Here is a 23,685-nt window from a genome sequence, read left to right on the forward strand (position 1 = left end):
GTTTACAACAGTAGAATAATTAAGTTTTTCTAACCTGGCGGATAACAGCAAAATAGCTGCCAGCTATAAACCGGCAGCCAGGACAGATATCATACAGCCATGTGCATCCATCTACTTCTGAAAGTCCACATACTTTATCTCCATGTCCGTGGCAAGGGCCATCTTGTAGAGATCCGGATTGAATTTGAACAGATCATCCGGAGATACTCCGGTATTCTTAAGGACATCCTCAAATGTATCTCCATCCTGCACTGTATATATAAGAAAATCTTCCTCCATGATCACGGGAATACACACTTCATCCCCCGGCTGCATATTGTATACGTTGATGTACGGGTTTGCTGATATGATGTCGCTGAGCTTTACCTTGTATATCCTGGACAGCTTATACAGTGTGTCCCCTCTCTTCACTACATGGATAACTCCGTTACAGGTATCAAAATTCATAGCTTACCCCTGAAAGGCTTTTTTATAATATATTCACCTCCGATGATATAGTTACCTGCAAAAAACTTTTATTTTTACATTTTCTGGTAATGGTTAAGTTTTTATAAAGTCATTGTATTTTTTTAAACCCTACACTATAATAAAGTAGCTTTATCGGCAGAAATGTCGAAATCAAACACATTCAACACACAAAAGAAATTGGAAGGGTTGTTTTATGTACACATTAGGAATTGATATTGGATCAACAACAGTTAAGGTTGCTGTCCTTGACAAGGACAACAAGATACTTTTCTCCGATTACAAAAGACATTTTGCAAATATCAAAGAAACACTTAAAGATCTTGTACAGGAAGCAAAGGATGCCCTCGGCGAGAACGAGGTCAATCCATGTATAACCGGTTCAGGTGGACTGGCTCTCGCCCAGCTCATCGGTGTGCCATTTACACAGGAGGTAGTCTGTGTATCAGAGGCACTGCAGGACTATGCACCACAGACCGACGTTGCCATAGAGCTCGGCGGTGAGGATGCCAAGATCATATATTTTACAAACGGAATAGAGCAGCGTATGAATGGTGTCTGTGCCGGAGGTACAGGCTCATTCATCGACCAGATGGCTACACTTCTGCAGACCGATGCATCAGGTCTTAACGACTATGCAAAGGATTACGATACCATCTACCCTATCGCTGCAAGATGTGGTGTATTTGCCAAGACAGATATACAGCCACTCATCAACGAGGGAGCTACAAAGCCAAACCTGGCCGCTTCCATATTCCAGGCCGTTGTCAACCAGACTATATCCGGTCTTGCATGTGGTAAACCTATCAAGGGCAATGTTGCATTCCTGGGCGGTCCTCTTCACTTCCTCCCGGAGCTGAAGAATGCATTTATCAGAACTCTTAACCTGACAGGTGATGCCATCATAGATCCGGGACACTCACATCTGTTTGCAGCCGTAGGTGCCGCCATGAACTCCAAGCCTGAGGTATCCATGACACTTTCAGAGCTTATACATGCACTCTCACAGGAGCTCAACCTCTCCTCAGGTGTAGAGAGACTTGCGCCACTCTTTGAGAGCGATGAAGATTACGAGAAATTCAAGGCAGATCACAACAAGTACGCCGTAAAGCGCGGTGATCTCGCAACATATAAAGGAAACTGTTTCATCGGTGTCGATGCCGGTTCAACCACCACAAAGGTTGCACTTGTCGGTTCTGACGGTGAACTGCTCTACGACTTCTACAGCAGCAACAACGGAAGTCCACTTAACACCACCATCAGAGCTATAAAGGATATATACAGCAAGCTTCCTGAGGGCGCAGTGATCGCAGGCTCATGTTCTACTGGTTACGGTGAGGCTCTTATCAAGCAGGCTCTCTCTCTGGATTTCGGTGAGGTTGAGACAATAGCCCACTACACAGCCGCAGCATTCTTCGACCCTGAGGTCGACTGCATTCTTGATATCGGCGGTCAGGATATGAAGTGTATCAAGATCAAGAACGGCGTTGTAGATAACGTTATGCTGAACGAGGCCTGTTCATCAGGATGTGGATCATTCATAGAGACATTTGCGAAGTCACTGAACTATGACATAGCAGATTTTGCGCACATCGCCATCACAGCGAGAACACCTATAGACCTCGGTTCAAGATGTACCGTTTTCATGAATTCAAAGGTTAAGCAGGCGCAGAAGGAGGGCGCATCCGTGGCTGATATATCCGCCGGACTTGCCTACTCCGTCATCAAAAATGCCCTGCTCAAGGTTATAAAGCTCACGGATCCAAAGGATCTCGGAAAAAACATCGTGGTACAGGGTGGTACCTTCTACAACGATGCAGTTTTAAAGAGTTTTGAAGTCATATCAGGAAGAACAGCCATAAGACCTGACATCTCAGGTATCATGGGTGCTTTTGGTGCTGCCCTCATCGCTAGGAACAAGTACAAAGAGGGATTTGTCACGACTATGCTCCCTATCGAGGAGATAAGAAAGCTCACATATGAGAGCTCCATGACAAGATGTAAAGGATGTACAAACAACTGTCTCCTCACAATAAACAAATTCTCAAACGGCAAGAGGTTCATCACCGGAAACAGATGTGAGAAGGGTGTCGGTCTGAAGAAGAACGCAGACAACATTCCTAACCTCTTTGAATATAAGCTTGGAAGAATATTTGGCTATGAGTCACTTAAGCCTGAGGAGGCAAAGCGTGGCGTGATAGGTGTTCCTCGTGTACTCAACATGTACGAGAACTATCCTTTCTGGCACACATTCCTCACAAAGCTTGGATTCTCAGTTGTACTGTCTCCAAAGTCATCGAGAAACATATACAGCCTGGGTATCGAATCCATACCTAGTGAGTCAGAGTGTTACCCTGCCAAGATCTCACACGGACACGTTATGTGGCTGCTGAAAAATGGAATCAAGTCCATCTTCTACCCATGTGTACCATATGAAATGAACGAGACTCCTGAGGCAAACAATCACTACAACTGTCCTATCGTTGCTTCTTATGCAGAGAACATCAAGAACAACATGGAGGAACTCAAGGCTGACGACATAACATTCATCAGACCATTTGTGGCCCTGGACAACGAGGAAGCTCTCGTAAAACGTATGTACCGTGAGATGTCCAAGTACTATGATGTGACAATGGACGAGATTGGAAGCGCCATACATGCGGCGTACGCAGAGGCAGAGAAGGTCAAGGAGGATGTGCGTGCTAAGGGCGAAGAAACTCTCAGATACATTGATGAACACGATATGCTCGGCATAGTTCTGGCTGGTCGTCCATATCATCTGGACCCTGAGATCAACCATGGTCTCCCAGAGCTCATCAACTCATACAAGATTGCTGTATTTACCGAGGATTCAGTCGCACACCTTGGCAAGGTCGAGAGACCTCTTATTGTCTCCGACCAGTGGATGTACCACTCAAGACTGTACAAGGCAGCCAACTACGTCAAGACCTGTGACAACTTAGAGCTCATACAGCTCAACTCATTCGGCTGTGGTCTGGACGCTGTAACAACTGACTGTGTCAACGATATACTTACCAAGTCAGGCAAGATATACACTGTCCTCAAGATCGATGAGGTCAGCAACTTAGGTGCAGCAAGGATCAGAATCAGATCCCTCATAAGCGCGGTCAACTCAAGACATGAACAGCACTACAAGACATGTCCGTCAAGCAGTGCCATCAACAGAATAGAATTTACCAAGGAGATGAAGAAGGACTATACAGTTCTTGCACCTCAGATGTCTCCTATCCATTTCGATCTTCTTGCACCTGCATTCAAGTGCATGGGAATCAACATTGAGATCCTGCCGGATGCAACCAAGGAGACGATAGATGTTGGTCTGAAATATGTAAACAACGACGCATGTTATCCATCTCTGATCGTTGTCGGACAGATGATGAGCGCCATCACTTCAGGAAAGTACGATGTGAACAAGCTGGCTGTCATCATGAGCCAGACAGGAGGCGGATGCCGTGCAACAAACTATGTAGGATTTATCAGACGAGCCCTTTCCAAGGCAGGCTACGGTCAGATACCTGTAATAGCACTGTCTGCCCAGGGCTTTGAGAAGAACTCAGGCTTCAAGATAAACTACAAGGTAGTAAAACGTGCAATGCAGGCTCTGATATACGGTGATGTATTCATGAGATGTCTGTACAGGACAAGACCTTACGAGAAGGAAAAGGGTTCGGCAAATGCACTCCATGAGAAATGGAAGAAGGTTTGTCTGGAGAGCCTTACAAAGACCGGAAGCAACGCAGTATTCAAGAAGAATATACAGGGAATCGTCCACGACTTCGATACTCTTCCACTCCTTGATATCAAGAAGCCTAGAGTCGGAATTGTTGGAGAGATACTTGTAAAGTTCCTGCCATCAGCCAACAACCACTTAGTTGACCTGCTGGAAGCAGAGGGAGCAGAGGCTGTTATGCCAGATCTCCTGGACTTCTTCATGTACTGCTTCTACAACAACAATTACAACTATGAGTTCCTTGGCAAGACCAAGAAGGGAGCCATAGTCAGCAACACTGTTATAAAGGTTCTGGAATCCTTCAGAAAACCTGCAAGGGATGCTCTTGAAAAGAGTAAGCGATTCGAGGCTCCTGCCCATATCGAAAAGCTTGCCGCCTATGCAAGACCAATCGTATCCATAGGAAACCAGAACGGCGAGGGATGGTTCCTTACAGGTGAGATGATAGAGCTCATAAAGAGCGGTGCTCCGAACATCGTGTGCGCACAGCCATTTGCATGTCTTCCAAACCACATCGTGGGCAAGGGTGTTATCAAGCATCTGCGTGAGGCATATCCTGAGGCAAACATCGTGGCAGTCGACTATGATCCTGGTGCATCTGAGGTCAATCAGGTAAACAGAATCAAGCTCATGCTTGCAGCGGCAAATAAGAATATGAAGAAATAAAATATCTATATATAACAATTTAAACACATTAAAAAAGAACCTGAAGCAGTCAATATCTTACTGCTTCAGGTTTTTTTATATTTTATTTATTTATGACTCAATGGTCAGGCTATGACATATTCCTTTCTGTCACAATTCTCGAAAAGCTCATAATCAAGTCTTCTCTGTATCTGTGAATGAATAAATCGAACTCCCATCCCATTCTCCGCAGCTTCCTTTGCCAGCTTATGTTTTGCTGTCTCTGACATCTTAAGCTTAACGCCATAGTAATCAGAAAGCTTTCTGACAGGACTTATTCTTTTGTCATTTAATATGGCGTAGAAGTCATCCTCAGTCATCTCCCTGAGCTGAACTATATTCCCTATGCGCCCCGCTATTTCACATCTCACATTTGCATACTGTACAAGATCTTCCTGAGTGAATGTACTCATGTATCCGTCAAATGACTCGTCAGACGATACTGCACCAAAACCTATAGCCCTGCTCTTATTCACAGCCACCGCCTTCGCTCTGACCATGGAATCGAAGGAACCCAGGAACACAAAACTTACATTTGATGTATCTATATCAAGAGCTGGTTCACTGTTCGACGGATTGCCATCAAAATGAACCATGTCCCCCTCCAGAACCTTCAGCAGTTCATTCTGGACTATGTAGCTGTAATGTCTGTCGTCCGCGTCCTCAAACATCTTGTCGGCCTCATCGAGAACGATGATCAAATGGCTCATCTTATACTGATCCACACCGTCGAACAGGTTTCGAACCTTCGTATTGCCCTTCCAGCCCGTGCCCGTCAGAGAGGTGGCATTGTGGATCACTATGTTCGGATATAGCTTTGCGAGCTGCCTGAATATCTCTGTCTTGCCACAGCCGGTAGGGCCTGCAAAGAGTACATTCTGCCTCCTGCCATTCACATGGTTCCAGAGGAGCATGGCAGCGGCGCGCTTTGCCTCCTTCTGGCCGTACACTCTGCGGTCAAGATATTCATATATCTTCGCCGGCGAGCTCAATATTCCTTTTGCATCAGTGCTTCTTTTATCAGACTGTGTCTTTGTTTTGGATGGATTATCGCTGTCTATCTCCTTGGAAGCAGCATATCCGGCTGTTCTTTCATTTCTATCCGCTGCTTTTGCATCACAGGGGATATGCTCTTTACTTGAACGCTCATAAGCACAAAGCAATGTCGCTGCCATGTCCTCCACGTCACTGTCGCTAAGTGTAAGATTCTCAAGTGCAGTAAAAAGCAGTTCACCAATCTGACCGCTTGGCCGATGCTGCCATACATCATTTAATTCATTTACTTTATCAAGCGCCTGGTAATACTCTTCGTCGGACATCTCATCAAAGTCCCCGGCCTTTGCTTTCTTTGTGAAATCTACTGCCGGATTTGCAATGCTTCTGTTTCTGTATCCATTTGATGTTGCTCTAAGTAATTCCTCGTAAAGTTCTCTCATATTGTCGATCTTCATATGCATTTTCTCCTTTCGTCTTGCTCCACGAAACAGCTCACTGTCTGTGCCACATGGGATATTCTTTATTTGATAAACACAGTATAACTACAGCAATATTTAAGCTCGTAAAATTTACGAAGAAAAGCCACCAATCTGTGCCAATACAGATTGATGGCCTATAAACCAATGCAGCTATTTTATTTTTGGGCTTTGAAATGTCATTCTCAGCCGTTTTTTTCTTTCTTTCTCCTCCTGTTCCCTGTCGAACGCTTCAAGCGTATCTCTTATATCTGACTCATCAACATCTCCATATAATGCAGAGTTTCCTGTCACTTCGCCAGATATATCTGCCACCTCTGCTTTTACATTGTCATAGCCTTTGAAATACTTAAGGAAAACCTCCGGACAGCCTGCCGGGGCATCCCCATTATACCGCCTGTACTCCTCCATAGAGTCAGCCTTATAATCATAATTTCTAAACCAACTCACCGCTTCTGACATACCAGGGAACACATTTTCATCAAAGGTGCCTTCCTGAAACGCCGAAAATTCAAATGCACTTCCGCCATCTGTTCCGTAGAAATATACCACGCCGAACTCACAGTTGCTGGCAAGTCTCACATCGGCATTCTCCGCAAACTGCCTTTTGCCTATTAGGAATATTCCGCCGCCTGTATCATTATCAATCCACATCGGCATAAAGACATTCTGATAAGCAGATGCTCTCTTATCCAAATTCAGTCTGTCGCGGACATTATCACACGCATTGTAATATTCATCCCATGTCGTATAACCGCCGGGGATTTCAACATAGCCTGTACCGCCAGAAAATGGATTATCCCCCACATATCTGAAATACGCATCCATTATGTCCATACTTTTATCCTTCTTGCGGGGCTTGCCTCCATTTGAAAAGCCTGCGTCATAAAGCAATGTATTCACATCAATGGTTAATATGTCTCTCTGCAGGTTCTCCGTGAGCTTATCAAGAAATTCTGTATCAAAGAACATATCCGCTGCCATGTCAAATCCTGCACGATCTGTCTTTCCAATCTGCCGCAGTTTTTCAAGCCTTACCGCAGCCCGCCCGCAGCCATCAAATACATCTTTCCCAAATGTTCTCTTACCAAATTCTATAAAATGCGACAGCGCTTTCTTGTCAGGAATATATTTGCTGCTTCCTGACCAGAATTCCAGCAATCTTCTGACGTATCCTGAGGCCGATATAATACCATAATAAAAATCCAGGTAAGACGACATGAGCTCCACATACGGATTCTTCTTCTCACCATCAAACTCGAATGAGTCGAGCAGTTCGGATGAGATATGTCTAAGACTCTCTATATCTGCATCTATACCTATAACTGACTCTGATGCCTGGCATTTGTCCATATACTTATCAAGCATCCTCAGTCTGTCTCCACACGACCTGTCCTCCGCATGCTTTACCGCTTCCAGCTCTGTTTCAAGTTCTGACCTCATCGCAAGTCTGGATGCTTCATCCAACCCCTCTGCCGCAAATGATATGCTGTCCAGCAGTTTCTGGAGGCTGTTTATCTTCTCCAATGAAGCTGAAAGGCTTTTATCAGAAAGCAGCGCTTTCACAAGGAAACGGACATACTTTTTTCTGCTTGCCGCAGTGTCTGCCAGACAGTAATATTCCTCCTTCAAGCAAAGTCTTAGATTGTTCTCTCTTTTAGTTTTTACATATCCGTATAAGAAAGAATTCTCCATATTCTCATGGTAATCACGTCCTATCCTGGCATAAAAATCTTCTCTGAAACCAGCCACTTCCTATGCCTCCTCCCGAAGCTTCTTTATCGCATCTATCTGCTTCTTTATACTGATGTATGCCCTTGCGCAATTATCTGCATCAGTATAAAGAGTCATCCCACGTCTGCCAAGGAATACATCCAGCATGCCCTCCACCAGGATATCAAATATCGTAAGCGGATACCTGATATCCCTGGATTCATCCGTATAAAAAAGCTCACGGAGCTTCATATATCTGGCACAGAACCCTTCAGTGTCAGGAAATTCCTGCCTGAACCGCTTCTCGCTTTCATCCCATCTGACTGCCAGCTCATCGAAATATCTGTTAAGCTCTGCCATATCCGGATCTTCTTCAACATCCACATATTCACTAATAGCCTCTTCTATCTCTTCGTCGGTCATAGCATTATCTTCAGCCTCATCCAGAAACTCATCATACATCTGCATCTGTTCCTGACAGTACGTATCAAGTCCATCCTTCATGCTCTGTGTAAGGCTGTCTCCGATATCTTTCCCGGTAATCGACTCATATGCCATGCTGAATATTTCAAACAGACCAGATGCTCCTCTGACGCCAAAATAAGCCTCCCCCCAGAGCTCATCATATCTTTTCTCGATTGGTCTTACAGAAAACTCTCTCACTCTTTTTGCATGAAGGTAAAGCTGCTGAAATGAATCGGCATACGGTTCAGCATAGATCTGTTCAACCCACTCCATCTCGCTTGTCATGAGCAGTATCATGCAGTAGAGATAATCATGTATAAATTCTTTGAATCTTGTCGGCATACATGGAATTTTCTCTTCCGAAGCTTTTTCTTCTGTCGCTTTCATTTTGCAAAAGTCATCATCCGAAAGCCCATTATCTTTTATCGTTTCGTCACTCTCTATCCACAGTCTGTTTCTTATACCATAGCTGTCCATGGATTTTACCAGCTCATTTACAAGTTTTTCCACAGCCGCAGCTTTTCCCGTTTCTCCATCTGCCAGACACCCCAACAGAAATGATGAGACTTTGTTGTCTCTTCCGCTTACAGCCTGATCCAGAGCCGATTCCAGCTCCCGAAACTTATTCTTGCGGAATTCTATATTTTTCCACTCTTTGTCCGATATTCTCAAAGCGATCACGACCTCTTCTTTCTATATAATAATAGGCAAATTCTCTATCAACCTAACTATTAAACTAATCTTTTGAAATGATTGCGAGATTAATCTACGTCATCAAACCTTAAGCTCATCTGCGTCTCCTTAAGGGATTTCACTTTGCGCTCTGTGATCTTGTCTAACTCACCAACAGTTCCGCACAGGAGAGGCGATCTTGGATCGTAGCATGCACAGTTTGATTTCACCGCAGCCTCAGAATAGTTGGCATAACAGTATCTGCAGCCGTTTAAACACGTGTTGTATGAGCCTATCTCCACGCTCTCCATACATCCACACTCCGGGCGCTGCACCTTATCCTTTGACACCTTTATATCACAGCCTATGATCTCCTCGATGAGCTTCTTATCTATGCAGCAGTTATGCTCAATTCCGCATTTTTCAAGGTCTATGACCTCCGCACATGTCGCAACCACCATACCGTGGCTCCTTGCTATGTCGGCGATGGTCTTTGCAAATGCCTCAAGCTCATCATGACTCATCTCATATCTGTCCACTGCTTCCATGTTCTTCTTGTTCTTGGCATATATGTCGACAAAGCTTATGACACACTTCTCAGTACATCCGTCAAGCGCCTCTGCGATCTGGGTAAATGCTTTTATGTGATACTCCGGCGTGTACTTGTGTGTTAATACGATAGGATCGTACCTCCATATGACGCGCTTTTTTCCAATCTTTGCCGAAAGCTGCCGGAAAGCCGGAATGAGCTTTTGCTTCTTATCCGGAAGATTAGCCTCCATGTCTTTGCCATATCCTGTCAGAGTAAACTGAAAGTAATATTTGTATGCCTCAAGCTCATCAAGTCTTGGAAGCATCGGTATCGGATTCTTTGTCCAGAACACAATGCAGTCCACCACATCCGGTGACAGATCAATCCTGCTTATCTGATGAGCGTTCATGGGATTCCTAACATACAGGAATCCCTCCTTTATTCTGTTGTAGAACCATTCCGAATAAAATGTCGGAATATCTGTCCTTCTGCTGGCACTAACTATCATAATTTTAAAATTCCCCTTGTATCTTCCATCGTTATCTGCTTCTTGATTCCTTCAAATTTGACATATCTTCCACAGATCATATTTGCAAATATCATTCTTCTCGCAAATGACTTGGCCATTATCCTGCCATCCTTGTCATAGAGTCCACAATTTTCGCCATTTGGAGTTATGCCATACCGCAGTCTTCCGTCAGCTTCCTCAAACTGCTCTATACAGCCATCGGCTATCAGTCCCTTAAAGATATTATCAATACTGAATACCTCCTGAAGCCCACGTACACTGTCAGGTACATATCCGGTCGTATCGGCAATAAGCTTGATAGCTTTTTCATGAACAGTCCACGGATACATATACATATTTTTTGCAAATTTATAAATATCCTGCGAGAATCCACTCCAGAATGTAAACCCTCTCATGGTTTCTTCAAGTATATCCAGGACTAGATTTTTATCGGTAAGTTCCCTGTTGTCAGCATTCCCTCTTGTTATCTTAAAAACCTGATAGCATATTCCATTTGTGCTGTCCATCGGATAATTGTGTATCTTATCACTGACATTTGTAAGCTCGTTCCATCTGTCTCTGTCACATATCTTTTTACTGCCATAAAATATACTGTCAAATGAGTCATCATCGTCACGTCCAAAAAGCCATATCTTGTCCGGGGTATCCGGTGCCCCCACATAACTATGAAACTCGTCATATGTAAAATAACATCCTCTGTTACTCTCCGGGCTCTCACAGATTTCCAGATCGTGTCCATACCTCTGCTCACAGTGCATTGGCTGCAGCAACTCCACGTTCATTCCTCTCTCAATGAGACAGGTTCTAAGGTATGTTCCATAGCGGATATCATATGATTCATTCTGCTCTCTGCACACTCCATCGTCAGTTGGGACCTGTCTGTATGTGAATGCAACGTATACCGGCTTGTCCTTTATCCTTGAGTGTATTATGTGGGCAAATCTTGACATAGCCTGATATGTATTGTATAGCGACCTGTCCTCCACCTCATTGGGCACAGTGTGAATACATACCTCCTTCGTGGAATGAGGGAAGAAATAAATATCGCTTAGAGGTTCTCCTGGTCTGTTTTCCATATAACCCAGATACTCATTAAAGTCCGTGCATGATTTTATTTCATCCGCCGGCTCATGAAACAAATCTGGATGACCTGATCCTTTTTCATCATGTATACCAGATGTAATCTCATTGTATCTCACCATGTCCTGCTCCGGCATGTCAGCCGCTTCCGTGATCCTGTACGGCCAGCATACCGGGTCAATTCCGGTGTAATCAAGCTTACTTTCCGGGGCTTCGCCCAGCACTCTCGCTGCATAGGACATTCCCCAATAGTCAATACCTGTGCCACAGCCTATGCTTACCGCCTTTATACTTTCAGGGTTATTCATATCTGCAAATATATCTGCGTAGGCTCTTGAAAACTGGAATCCATATGCTCTTGCATACTTCATAACATATAATGCGGTTATATGCTCATCATCATAATCCGCAGTTCCCGAATCGAACATATCATGGAACTCTGTAACAAATCTGACTCTCTCCTCTTCGGAAAGTCCTTCTATGTAATTTTCTAATTCAGTATATACTCTTTTCATGTACTCTCTTAAATTTATAACCGACATGGCAGACTCCTTTCTCCTACATCATGTAAAGTATAATATATATTCACTTAATGTTTCAATAACATCATATAGTTATCATAGCCGGTTTTTTCTCTGTGCATTGAGATACGCAGTCTTCTCGGCTGCTTTTTCCAGATAAAGCTTCGATCTTTTTAGACTATCCATACTGCTGTATATCGACAGCCCATGATCCCACATGTACGTGTCAAGCATTCCCTCCACAGCTTTTCTCATCTGTGACAGATAACTATACGGCACCTCATCAGAATATATCATATCCAAAAAACTGGCAAAACAACTGCAAACCTTATCCGAATCTTCCATCTGGTCACACACAGAGACGATGGTTTTACTTTCATCCGCATCATGACCATCCTGTAAAAATCCCTCATCCACAAACTCGTCAGCATCCAGATTATCATATATCGGCTCCACAATATCAATATCATCAATATCGAAGTCATCCATATCACCCAAGTCTTCCACGTCCTCCATGTCCTCCATGTCATTCAGTTCTTCCATATCATTCGAATCCAAGTCTTCAAGCATTTCTTCTTCAATCTCCTGCATCCTTTTATAAACCTTATCGGACATCCAGTCAGGCTTATTGTCAGGATGCGAGTAGTCAAATGCAAAAACACACCATGATATAATACCTGCATCACCTATCCAGCCATCCACAATATACTCAAAAAGCAGCGTATCCTTATCATTATTTGATTCAAAATCAATACAGCCTGAGAGCAGATTATCAAATGAACCATTTGGAAGGTTATCCATCAGGAATCCGTATTGGGAAAAATCCAATAAAGACATTCTTATCGCAAGATACAGATACATTCTCACATATCTGCAAAAGCTCTTCTGTTCCGGGAGTGCATTTTCCGCTGTTATGTGCCCCAACCACATCTTGTACCTATATCCATATCGGTCCATGTCTTCCACGAGCTCTGTTATCAGCTTCTCCGCTTTTTCCTCATCAAATCTGCCATTCTCATCAGTCACCAGCGGTCTGATCAAATTACTTTTTCCACTTGCCTCACAGTCAAATTCCTTCATGAGCTTCCTGATATTTTCCTTATTATTTTTTAAGCTGCAATACTCTTTACAATTTTCAAATTTCATTTTCATGCCTCCTTGTTTTTGAACACCAGCCATGCAAATGGCAGGCGCTACATGTCAAGTTTTCATATAAAACTCGACACATCCTTTTTCTTATTATAGCTATGTAAATATTTGTCTCGTAATATTTACGACATGTTTTCAGATGATTATAAATGTTTGTGGATTTTTCCAAACCTGTGTGCTATTTTGATGTTCTGGATTGTTTTATATATGAGATCTCAAATGAGAGAATTGCGGAAATTCATTTCTCACGTATTCTCATATAAACAAACTACGGAGGTGATAAATCTTGAAACAGCAGCAGCTGCTGGAGTTATATGATACATACTCGAACAACGTATTCCGTCTCGCTATGAGCTTTTTAGGCAACACAGCGGACTCTGAGGACATTGTTCAGAATGTATATACAAAACTTATAGAAAAAAGCCCACATATATCAAAGGGCAAAGAAAAATCATATCTGCTCACGATGACGGCAAATATGTGCAGGAATCATCTAAAATCCGCAGCGAACCGTCTAAGCAGCAGCTACGAGGAACTGAGCAGCGACTCTATCGTCAGCGGATTCAATATTGAAGAGCAATCCATGTACGAGGCTCTGGGGAAACTCCCTGACTCATACCGCACTGTTCTTTATCTGCACTACTATGAGGGATATACATTTGGAGAAATTGCAAAGATACTTCACCTGTCACCATCTGCAGTTTCAATGAGAGTATCCCGGGGACGAAAAGAATTAAAAGAAATATTGAAGGAGGAATAACATATGACAAACACAGACAAGATCAGCAATATTGATGATTTCCAAAACTCAAATACATATAACACGTCTGATGATTCTGATGACAGCAAATTTACAGACTTGTACACTAAAACTATGGATAATGTGACTATGTCTCAGGAAAACAAGGATGTTATACGCGCAAAGCTTGCTGAGCAGTCCCAGACTGGCAGATCTGGACGAAAGCTCATCCGCATAGGAAAGTATTCAGCCATTGCCGCCACTGTGTGCGCAGTCCTACTGTGCATCCCGGCGACAAGGACAACCGTCTCAGCAGCCATCGACTACATAAAGCAGACATTCCACCTGGCAAATGGCACCGAGGTGACATACGAGGAAAACAGCGAGGGAAACTCCATACAGTTCACAATATCTACAGATGATGTCAACGGTTACACGAAAGTTGAAAATGGTCGTCTCTACCTTGTTCTCGGAAATACAAAAAAAGATATCACCGACCAGTGCGGTCCTGACAAATATTTCCGTCATGAGATCAAGAATGCAGACGGCTCACACAGCGTCATCCTCATAGGCGGTACACCTGAGAGCTGCGGATGGGCAGAGCTCTTCTTTGACAAGAATGGGAAATATGTATTTAACAACATGAACGTTGAAGACTACAGCGACCCATGGCTTAATGACGCCCTGCATGCTGAGGGTGTTGACACAGGCAATCCTTACCTGGATGATGACCTTTCAGATTCATCCGGCAGCGCCGCTGACGGAAATGCAACATATATCGAACAGTAATTTTTCCTAATAAGCCATATTAAAAAGCAAAAGATACAAAATTTTCCTAAACAAGCCTTTTTCGATCAAAAAGGGATAAATCATCAAATATTTACCTCATATTTCTCCCTTTTTGATGATTTAACCTTGTCTTAGGAAAATTTTGTATCTTTATTTCTTCTATCATATATATTTTTAGGAAAATAATCTCTGAATAGGTATCCATTCCGATCATTCTGTGTCGTGAGATTGATATAGAAATCGCTACAGTCTCATCGGAATTCCCTTATCCTGAAGGTATCTCTTCAGATCTCCTATCTCAAGCTCTTTATAGTGGAACAGCGAAGCCGCAAGAGCTGCATCAGCTCCGCCCTCTGTCAGGGCATCGTAGAAATGATCCTTAGTTCCTGCGCCGCCGGAAGCTATCACTGGAATATTCACATTGTCTGCTATGGTTCTGGTGAGTTCTATGTCATATCCCGCCTTTGTTCCATCGCAGTCCATGCTGGTAAGTAATATCTCTCCAGCTCCAAGCTCTGCGGCCTTCATGGCCCACTCAACTGCATCTATTCCACAGTCGATTCTGCCGCCGTGCTTGTATATGTTCCAGCCTGAACCATCATCACGTCTCTTGGCATCTATTGCTAAGACTACGCACTGGCTGCCAAACTTGTCAGCGGCATCAGCTATAAGCGTCGGATTGTCTATGGCTGCCGAGTTCACGGATATCTTGTCTGCGCCCTCACGGAGTATTGCCTTAATGTCATCGACAGTTCTTATTCCGCCGCCGACTGTAAACGGAATGAAGATAGTCTCAGCAACTCTTCTTACCATGTCGACAACTATATTTCTCTGGTCTGATGAAGCTGTTATGTCAAGGAAAACAAGCTCATCAGCGCCCGCCTTGTCATACGCTGCACCGACGGCAACCGGATCCCCGGCATCTATAAGATTTACGAAATTTACGCCCTTTACAACTCGTCCGTTCTTCACATCAAGACAAGGTATTATTCTCTTTGTATGCATGTCCTACACCTCCAGCTCTATAAAATTCTTCAGTATCTTAAGTCCAACCTCTGAGCTCTTCTCAGGATGGAACTGACATGCAAATACATTGCCGTGCTCCACGGAGGCATGGATCTGAGTTGAGTAGAATGTGGACGCTGCTACATCCTCCGGATTCTTAGCCTTCAGATAATATGAATGAACGAAGTAGACATATGGGTTCTCTGGAAGTCCCTTGAAAAGTCTTGCATTTGGATTTATCTCAAGATTATTCCATCCTATCTGCGGTATCTTAAGTCCCGGCGCATCCGGTATACGGAGTATCTCACCGTCCAGGATTCCAAGTCCTGTTGCCTCCGGTGACTCCTCGCTGGTCTTGAAGAGGAGCTGAAGACCAAGGCATATTCCGAGGAATGGCTTGTCTGCATCCACAACATCATAGATGACGTTCTCAAGACCATACTCCCTGATCTTATTCATGGCATCTCCGAAACTACCAACTCCCGGAAGTATCACCTTGTCGCTCGCCATGATCACATCTCTGTCTCTTGTGATGACAGCCTCCTCACCCAGATACTGCACTGCCTTCTCAACACTCTTTATGTTACCTGCATCGTAATCCAAAATTGAAATCATCTGTCTCTGTCCTTTCAAGTCTAACATATTTTGATCTATATTATATCTCTTCCCACTGGCACAAAACTTCTATCTGTCACTATAATGATATTTGCAAGCAAGAATATATACATTAGTATCGTCAATCTTGTATATTATTCTGTCTTTATCATTTATTCGTCTACTCCAGAAGCCAGTCAGATTTCCAGTTAATGGTTCGGGTTTCCCAATGCCTTCATTTCCATTTCTGCATATATCTTCTATCAGACTATTTATTTTCTTTAGTGTCTTTCTATCCTCCGTCTGCCAATAGACATAGTCTTTCCATCCATTATCAGTAAAGACTTTATTCATCGGCAGATACCTCCGTCAGATCATGAACAGCAAAATTTCCTTTCTCAAGCTGGGTCTTTGACTCCATAATCCAGTCATAGTTTGCTTTATTTCCCATTACATACACATTTTCCATCAGGTTATTATATGCCTCTTCAGACAGCATAACAACATTTTTATTATCCTTACGAGTTACGATCATTGTTTCATAATCATCTGTAACTTTATCCATATACTTTTTCATATTGTCGCGTAAGTTTGTATAATTAACAGCTAACATAAGAACACCTCCTCAAATCCATGTACAGTTTTCTGTACTTATATTGTACTGTACAGAAAATTGTACGTCAAGTACCTGTATTATCTTATGCCTATGTTATAATAGATATTCTGCTCTCGCATGTAATTCTTTAGAACCTCAGCTTGCTTCCCTTGCCGCCGCGCTTGCCCGGCTTAACTCTGGTAAAGATTATCTCGTTATCTCCAACCTTGAAGGTATCCTTTGTGCTTCCCACAAATACCGACTCAAGGACATCGTCACCCTCTAAGTTGATGAGCTTGACTCCCGCTGCGCCCTTGCCCTTCTCAGGAATCTCCGCTGCGTCAACTCTTATGTAATAGCCCTTCTCTGACTGTGCGATTATGAAGTCGCCCTCGGAAATTTTGCCGATATATATGATATCATCACCGACTTTTGAAGCATTTGCAGCACGCCTTGTGGTGTCAAATGCGGAGCCGTCAACAACCTTGGCAAGACCCTGCTTACTGACGAACAGCAGCTTGTCAGTCACAAAATGCTCTATGCAGTCCATGAACAGGATATTCTCGTCACCGTTCATGTTGCAGAACTCGAACACCTGGATTCCCTTGTCGGCAAGACGTCCTATGAGGCTTCCGCCGCCCTTCTTGCTGGTGTTCTTCTTCGCCTGAAGCTTGATGATGTCGGCGACCTTGATGGTATACACCTGATTATTGTCGGCAAATACCGCTATCCTGTCAAGATTCTGACACTTAACCGCGAATCTGTAGTCCTTCGTGATCTGCTCTATGTTCTTCTCGTATACATTTGCATCTACGACCTTGATGTAATAGAATCTATCAAGAAGTACAGCCACATCTGTAGCCACAACCTCAGCCTTCTTCACAACAACAGTTCCATAGTCATGGATCTGTGTTCTTCTAGGTATAGCATACTTGGCCTTGATCTCAAGCATGTCATCTATCATCTGCTGCTTCATGGCATCCCTGGACTCCATGAGCCTTGTATACTTCTTGATGAGCTTCTCTGCGTCTGCCAGCTCTTTCTTGAGAGCATTGATCTCCAGACCTATGAGCTTCTGAAGTCTCATGGCAAGTATCGCATCCGCCTGTTTCTCTGTGAAACACAGGAACTTTGCATCCGCCTCTGAGCCCTTGAATCTGAACTTAACGTTTGATGTATCGCCGTGCATGAGACACGCCTTGGCATCTGCAACCTTTGTACTTCCGCGGAGTATCTCTATGATCAGGTCTATGCAATCGACAGCTGTGAGGAGTCCCATCTTGATCTCTCTGATCTCCTCCTGCTGTGCAAGAAGCTTTCTGTACTTCGTGTCATACAGACCGTACTTGAAATCTGTGTACACCTTCAGTATCTTCTTGAGTCCCATTACCTCCGGCTTGCCGTTGTTGATGCAGTTGATATTCACGCCAAATGTATCCTCAAGGGCTGCCTTCTTATATAATATATTGATAATGTTCTGTATCTCCTCATCAGAAGTTCCCTTCTTCACATCGATACACAGACATTCACCGTTCTTGTCTCCTCTGTCCGCAATATCCACGACAGCTGGAAGTTCTCTGTTCCTGACAAGCTCTGCAACAGTATCGAGGAACTTGGCGGTGCCTCCGATCATGGTATATGGAAGCTCTGTGACACAGATACTCTTTCTTCCGTATCCGATATCCCTGACCTCTACCTTACCGCGCACCTTGATCTTGCCAAGTCCTGTGGCATACACATTGTACAGTTCCTCAGGTGTGGCATTGATGATTCCACCTGTGGCAAAATCAGGTCCCGGCATGAGTTTTAACAGGTCCTCAAGCTCTATCTCAGGATCATTCAGATATGCAACAGTTGCGTCTATGACCTCACCGAGATTATGTGTAGGAATATTTGTCGCCATACCTACGGCGATACCGGTTGAACCGCTCACCAGGATATTGGGTACCTGGAAAGGCAGGAAAGTCGGTTCTGTCTCCGTTCCGTCAAAGTTCGGTATGAACTGATCCTTGAAAAACGGAAGATCCTTCATGCACACATCCTCTGTGTACTTAGATATACGCGCCTCAGTGTATCGCATGGCAGCCGCACCGGAACCGTCCACCGCACCAAAGTTGCCGTGTGGATCAACAAGTGGTATCGGCAGCTTCCAGTTCTGTGCCATATTTACAAGTCCTTCATATATGGAGCTGTCTCCGTGTGGGTGGTATTTACCCATTGTATCTCCGACTATTCTCGCACATTTTCTGTGTGGCTTGTCGGAACCTGCAAGACCATCCAGTGAGTAAAGTATTCTTCTCTGGACAGGCTTTAATCCATCCCTTACATCCGGGAGCGCTCTCTCTGTTATAACCGACATGGAATAATCCACATAGGACTGTCCCATCTCGCTCTCATAATCTACATTTAATATCTTTTCCGACATGATCTATCCCTTTCATAATACAAACTGTGAAAACGCGCTGCTAAGCATTCCAAAATATCACTTTTATATATCTAGCACCGCATCCGCACTGTGTGTCTCTATGTACTCTCTTCTAGGCGCAACCTCAGTTCCCATGAGCGTCTGTGTGAGCTGATTTGCCTCAACACGGCTGTTCACTGATACCTGCTTTAAAAGTCTTGTCTCAGGGTTCATGGTCGTCTCATAGAGCTGGTCTGCATCCATCTCACCGAGTCCCTTGTATCTCTGGATCGTGAACTTGTTCGTGTGTGTCTTTCTGTACTTTGCAAGCTCATCATCTGAGTACAGATATTTGATGTTCTTGCCCTCGCCAACTCTGTAGAGAGGCGGAATAGCTATGTATATATGTCCCTCGCTGATAAGGTCAGGATAAAATCTATAAAAGAATGTAAGCAGAAGTGTCGCTATGTGGGCACCATCCACATCGGCATCAGTCATGATGATTATCTTGTCGTAATTCAGCTTGCTTATATCGAAATCATTGCCGTATCCCTGCATGAAGCCACAGCCAAATGCATTGATGAGTGCTTTGATCTCGGCATTCTCAAGCACCTTTGCAACAGGCTTCTTCTCCACGTTGAGTATCTTACCTCTAAGTGGAAGTATTGCCTGATACTTTCTGTTTCTCGCGGTCTTGGCTGAGCCTCCCGCCGAATCTCCCTCGACTATGAATATCTCGCATTTAGACGAATCTGAGGACTCCTGCTTTGCAAGCTTGCCATTTCCCTCAAATGAAAACTTGTTTATATTGATCTTGGACTTCTCAAGCGCCTTTCTCTTGGAGAGAGCCACCGCCCTGTCCACTATATCCTTCAGCACATCATAATTTCTGTCAAAATAAACTGTGAGCTGTTCCTTCACGATATCGTCGACGGCCTTTGACACGTCCGTGTTGGAAAGCTTTGTCTTAGTCTGTCCCTCGAACTGCGGATCCGGATGCTTCACGGATATGATAGCCTGCATGCCAGATCTTATATCTGCACCTGTCAGATTGGAATCCTTCTCTTTCAGAGTTCCAAGCTCATTTCTCGCATAATTATTGATAAGCTTGGCAAATGCTGACTTGAATCCTGTCACATGGGTTCCACCTTCAGGATTCGTGATATTGTTGGTAAATCCTATGATATTCTCCTCGCCGTCCTCCGTCATCAGAAATACGATATCTGCGGCGATTCCGTCCTTCTCCCCCGATATGGCGACAACCGGTGATGTATGTGTGAGTCCCTGGGATATATCCTCAACAAATGCTGCAAGTCCCCCTGGCTGATGGAACACTATAGGCTCCTCGCCATCCCTCTTGTTCTGGAATGTGATCGTAAGATTCGGATTCAGATATGCTGTCTCTTTAATCCTCTGCTTGATGGCGTCCGCCTTGAACTTTACTGTCTCAAATATTGTATCATCAGGATAGAGTGTTACCGTCGTACCTGTTCTCTTTTCCTTGAGTTTTGTCTTTGGAAGCATACCGTCAACAAGTTCAGTTGTCGGTATTCCCTTCTCGTACGTATCGTGATAAAGGTAGCCATCCCTGGCAACATCTACTATAAGCTTGTTAGACAGTGCATTTACAACTGCAGAACCTACTCCGTGAAGTCCGCCGCTTATCTTGTAGGTGGAGCTGTTAAACTTGCCACCTGCATGCAACACTGTGTATACAACACGCTCCGCAGGAATTCCCTCCTGCTCATGTATATCGACAGGAACGCCTCGTCCATCGTCAGACACGGTTGCCGAGCCATCCTCGTTGATGCTCACCCATATATTGTTGCAATACCCCGCCAGATGCTCATCCACCGAGTTGTCTATAAGCTCCTGTATGAGGTGGTTCAGTCCGCTTCGCCCTGTGTTGCCGATGTACATTCCCGGTCTCAGTCTTACCGGCTCAAGTCCCTTTAACACCTCAATGTTTTTTGCACTATATGACATAATCTTCTCCCATTTTATAAATATATTTGCAGATGCCAGAATCCAACAGAAAAAGGAAACCCTTAGAATTATAGCCTAAAAGTTTCCTCCTTGCAAAGTATTTATTGTTCTGACGTGTTATCTGCGTTATTCTCCGGTATCATTTCCGGTTCGCCATCATCCTGCTGTATGATATCAAGGTCGAAGTAGAATACCACTCCATTCTCCACATTGTAAACACCATAGTTCTTGTTGTGAGCCGCCATGGACGCCGCAACTATAGAAAGTCCAATACCGCTTCCACCATACTCTCTCGTCCTCGCCTTGTCCACCTTGTAGAACTTAATGAATACCTTATCAAGCTCATCGTCAGGAATGTTCGGTCCCTCATCATATACAAATACTCTCAAGTTGCCTGTGACTAGTCCATCCTCAGTCCTTCTCGGCTGATCATAGTCCTTATTCGCCGTCCACACTCTGACCTTGCCTCCATCGTTGCAGTAATGAAGTGCATTTGTAAAATAATTGGTGAATACCTGCTCTATCATGAACTCATCTGCATATACGTTGCACACATCATTCAGCTCATCCGCCAGCTCAACTTCCGCATGGTTCTGCTCCACCAGAATGGATGATGAATCCACTACATTCTTTATGAGTGCATCTATGTCAAATACCACAGGATGAACCCTGTCCACTCCAAATTCAAGCTCATTCAGATCAAGTAACTGTCTGACAAGCTTATTCATCTTGCCAGCTTCGTCCAGAATGACATCACAGTAAAACTCCTTGCTCTCATCATCCTCTATAACATTGTCCTTAAGGCCCTCGGCGTATCCCTGTATGAGAGCTATAGGAGTCTTCAGTTCATGGGACACATGGGACAGGAACTCCTTCCTCATCTCATCTATCTGTACCTTCTCATCAATATCCGTCTGCAGCTTAGCATTTGCCTGTTGAAGCTCTGTCAGCGTGTTCCTCAGCTGATATGACATCTCGTTCATACTGTCCGCCAGCTCACCAATCTCATCGTTGGATGCGTGATCCACCTTCACATCGAGATCAAGCTGTGCCATACGATTGGCAACCGACGCAAGATTCTTTATCGGCTTTGCAACCGCATTGCTTATAAAATAAACCATCACAAATCCAAGCAGTGCCACCACTGAGAACACCAATAAAAAGAACTTCAAAGATGTAACTATCGTTGAGTCCACACTGGAAATAGGTTTTCTGATGATGACAACAAAACCATTGTCAAGGAATCCGACAACGTCATAATAGCTGTTGCCTGTATTCCTGTCATTTGTGATCTGTATATCATATTTATCTGTCTTCTCAATCTGCTTTCTCTTTATCTTCGGATTGTCCGGATTCTTTCCACCGCTGTAATTGAAGTAGTCTGCTATAAATGACAGATTGTTATATACCGCAGCCTCCTCGTTAACCGTCGTGTACACATGCATATTCACACTGTCAAAGATAAATATCATCGCACCTGACTGATTGATCACATCATTCGCCAGCTCTTTACTGTCTATATCCTCATCCCGTCCGAACAGTTCATTGCAGGAATTGTATGTATCCAGCAGCATCTGTTCCATGCTGTGATAGAAATACTTCTTGATAAAGATCATGGTTATAGCACACGACATAACCACCATGATAAGTATGGTCGCAGCCAGAGACAACGTTATCTTGGTCCTGATCGATGTCCTTTTTGATTTCTTCATCACTCTACCTCGAATTTATAGCCCATTCCCCATATAGTCTTGATATATTCGCCCTTATCTCCCATCTTGCTTCTGAGCTTCTTGACATGCGTGTCTATGGTTCTGGCATCGCCAAAGTAATCATAGTTCCATACATTGTTGAGTATCTTCTCTCTCGACAATGCCACGCCCTTGTTCGTGATAAAATACTGAAGCAGCTCGAACTCCTTGAAGCTGAGCTCAACCGGCTTGCCATCTATCGTCACCACATGAGCCGACAGATTCATCTCAATACCTCCGGCTACAAGCTTCTCATCTGAAGCGGCATCAGTTGTTCTTCTGAGTATCGCTGCAACTCTGGCAACAAGTATCTTGGGACTGAACGGCTTCGTTATGTACTCATCTACTCCCAGATCAAAGCCCTGGAGCTCATCGCGCTCATCTGCCTTCGCGGTAAGCATGATAACCGGAACCTGTGAGAACTTTCTTATCTCCTTAAGAGTCTCCCATCCGTCCATCTTAGGCATCATGACATCAAGTATTACAAGAGATATATTCTTGTCATTCATGAATATATCCAGGGCCTGTTCACCATCTCCGGCCTCAAGAACCATATACCCCTCTCTTGTGAGGAAGTCCTTGACAAGCTTCCTCATTCTGCTCTCATCATCAACCATAAGAACCTTTATTGAATCCATATCGTACCTCCACATATAGAATAATATCCAATTTATCTCAATATAACATTGATATTTGTAAAAAATGTGAACTGAGCATATTTTTTACAGTATACCACAGCAAAAAAGCAGTGAACACACTCATGTATCCACTGCTTTTCAAAATATTCTT

18 protein-coding genes are annotated in these 23,685 nt (G+C 43.9%); 3 read left to right on the top strand and 15 right to left on the bottom strand.

All coding sequences use genetic code 11. The annotated features are described in order from the left end of the window. Window positions 1–111: 111 nt before the first annotated feature. Window positions 112–447 carry a LysM domain-containing protein gene (locus tag AB5150_RS05185; RefSeq protein WP_238050250.1) on the bottom strand — a complete coding sequence of 112 codons (336 nt, stop codon included), beginning with the start codon at window positions 445–447 and terminating at the stop codon, window positions 112–114. A gap of 214 nt (window positions 448–661) precedes the next feature. Here AB5150_RS05185 and AB5150_RS05190 point away from each other — a divergent pair, with 214 nt between their 5' ends. Continuing rightward, on the top strand, window positions 662–4,882 hold the full coding sequence (locus tag AB5150_RS05190; protein WP_161171813.1) for a 2-hydroxyacyl-CoA dehydratase: 4,221 nt from the start codon (window positions 662–664) through the stop codon (window positions 4,880–4,882). Window positions 4,883–4,986: 104 nt separating this feature from the next. On the opposite strand, the gene AB5150_RS05195 is transcribed toward AB5150_RS05190, so the two are convergent. The 6 genes from AB5150_RS05195 to AB5150_RS05220 form a co-directional block, all read right to left on the bottom strand. Then, window positions 4,987–6,351, bottom strand: coding sequence for an AAA family ATPase (locus tag AB5150_RS05195; RefSeq protein ID WP_349818326.1), 1,365 nt, complete (start codon window positions 6,349–6,351; stop codon window positions 4,987–4,989). A 174-nt stretch (window positions 6,352–6,525) separates the two neighbouring features. Beyond that, entirely contained in the window at window positions 6,526–8,124 is a 1,599-nt protein-coding gene (locus tag AB5150_RS05200; RefSeq protein WP_118649108.1) for a hypothetical protein, read from the bottom strand. Window positions 8,125–8,127: 3 nt separating this feature from the next. Continuing rightward, the gene (locus AB5150_RS05205) at window positions 8,128–9,222 is read right to left on the bottom strand and encodes a hypothetical protein (RefSeq protein ID WP_022216555.1); all 1,095 of its coding nucleotides are present in this window, start codon (window positions 9,220–9,222) and stop codon (window positions 8,128–8,130) included. Between the two features lie 89 nt (window positions 9,223–9,311). After that, entirely contained in the window at window positions 9,312–10,262 is a 951-nt protein-coding gene (locus tag AB5150_RS05210) for a DUF1848 domain-containing protein (protein ID WP_022216556.1), read from the bottom strand. After that, window positions 10,259–11,878 carry a hypothetical protein gene (locus tag AB5150_RS05215; RefSeq protein ID WP_156337947.1) on the bottom strand — a complete coding sequence of 540 codons (1,620 nt, stop codon included), beginning with the start codon at window positions 11,876–11,878 and terminating at the stop codon, window positions 10,259–10,261. Before AB5150_RS05215 ends, AB5150_RS05210 begins: the two co-directional genes overlap by 4 nt. 102 nt (window positions 11,879–11,980) lie before the next feature. Beyond that, a complete protein-coding gene (locus AB5150_RS05220) occupies window positions 11,981–13,030 on the bottom strand; it encodes a hypothetical protein (RefSeq protein ID WP_368291442.1) in 1,050 nt (349 codons plus the stop codon). A gap of 289 nt (window positions 13,031–13,319) precedes the next feature. Between AB5150_RS05220 and AB5150_RS05225 the strand changes: the two genes are divergently transcribed. Both AB5150_RS05225 and AB5150_RS05230 read left to right on the top strand, forming a co-directional pair. Continuing rightward, the gene (locus tag AB5150_RS05225) at window positions 13,320–13,793 is read left to right on the top strand and encodes an RNA polymerase sigma factor (protein ID WP_004851201.1); all 474 of its coding nucleotides are present in this window, start codon (window positions 13,320–13,322) and stop codon (window positions 13,791–13,793) included. Between the two features lie 3 nt (window positions 13,794–13,796). Beyond that, window positions 13,797–14,561, top strand: a complete 765-nt coding sequence (locus AB5150_RS05230; RefSeq protein ID WP_368291443.1) for a hypothetical protein — start codon at window positions 13,797–13,799, stop codon at window positions 14,559–14,561. Between the two features lie 243 nt (window positions 14,562–14,804). Here AB5150_RS05230 and hisF read toward each other — a convergent pair whose 3' ends face one another. The 8 genes from hisF to AB5150_RS05270 all read right to left on the bottom strand — a co-directional run bounded on the left by hisF (window position 14,805) and on the right by AB5150_RS05270 (window position 23,534). Next, the gene (gene hisF, locus AB5150_RS05235; protein ID WP_055222526.1) at window positions 14,805–15,566 is read right to left on the bottom strand and encodes an imidazole glycerol phosphate synthase subunit HisF; all 762 of its coding nucleotides are present in this window, start codon (window positions 15,564–15,566) and stop codon (window positions 14,805–14,807) included. Between the two features lie 3 nt (window positions 15,567–15,569). Beyond that, window positions 15,570–16,181 carry an imidazole glycerol phosphate synthase subunit HisH gene (gene hisH, locus AB5150_RS05240; protein WP_055222847.1) on the bottom strand — a complete coding sequence of 204 codons (612 nt, stop codon included), beginning with the start codon at window positions 16,179–16,181 and terminating at the stop codon, window positions 15,570–15,572. Window positions 16,182–16,250: 69 nt separating this feature from the next. Then, window positions 16,251–16,514, bottom strand: coding sequence for a Txe/YoeB family addiction module toxin (locus AB5150_RS05245; protein WP_022216562.1), 264 nt, complete (start codon window positions 16,512–16,514; stop codon window positions 16,251–16,253). After that, window positions 16,507–16,773 (bottom strand): type II toxin-antitoxin system Phd/YefM family antitoxin, encoded by a 267-nt coding sequence (locus tag AB5150_RS05250; protein WP_173795444.1) that lies wholly within the window; start codon window positions 16,771–16,773, stop codon window positions 16,507–16,509. The genes AB5150_RS05245 and AB5150_RS05250 overlap by 8 nt, the downstream gene beginning before the upstream one ends. A gap of 130 nt (window positions 16,774–16,903) precedes the next feature. Continuing rightward, the gene (locus AB5150_RS05255; protein WP_368291444.1) at window positions 16,904–19,180 is read right to left on the bottom strand and encodes a DNA gyrase subunit A; all 2,277 of its coding nucleotides are present in this window, start codon (window positions 19,178–19,180) and stop codon (window positions 16,904–16,906) included. Window positions 19,181–19,243: 63 nt separating this feature from the next. After that, window positions 19,244–21,145: a type IIA DNA topoisomerase subunit B gene (locus AB5150_RS05260; protein ID WP_055273466.1), complete on the bottom strand. Its 1,902-nt coding sequence runs from the start codon at window positions 21,143–21,145 to the stop codon at window positions 19,244–19,246. Window positions 21,146–21,246: 101 nt separating this feature from the next. Then, window positions 21,247–22,857: a HAMP domain-containing sensor histidine kinase gene (locus tag AB5150_RS05265; RefSeq protein ID WP_055144620.1), complete on the bottom strand. Its 1,611-nt coding sequence runs from the start codon at window positions 22,855–22,857 to the stop codon at window positions 21,247–21,249. Beyond that, complete coding sequence (locus tag AB5150_RS05270) at window positions 22,857–23,534, bottom strand: response regulator transcription factor (protein WP_022216567.1); 678 nt, start codon at window positions 23,532–23,534, stop codon at window positions 22,857–22,859. Before AB5150_RS05270 ends, AB5150_RS05265 begins: the two co-directional genes overlap by 1 nt. Window positions 23,535–23,685: the final 151 nt, after the last annotated feature.

Origin of the sequence: Coprococcus sp. RTP21281st1_F1_RTP21281_210402 (assembly GCF_040915325.1) — a bacterium.
GTDB lineage: Bacteria > Bacillota > Clostridia > Lachnospirales > Lachnospiraceae > Coprococcus > Coprococcus aceti.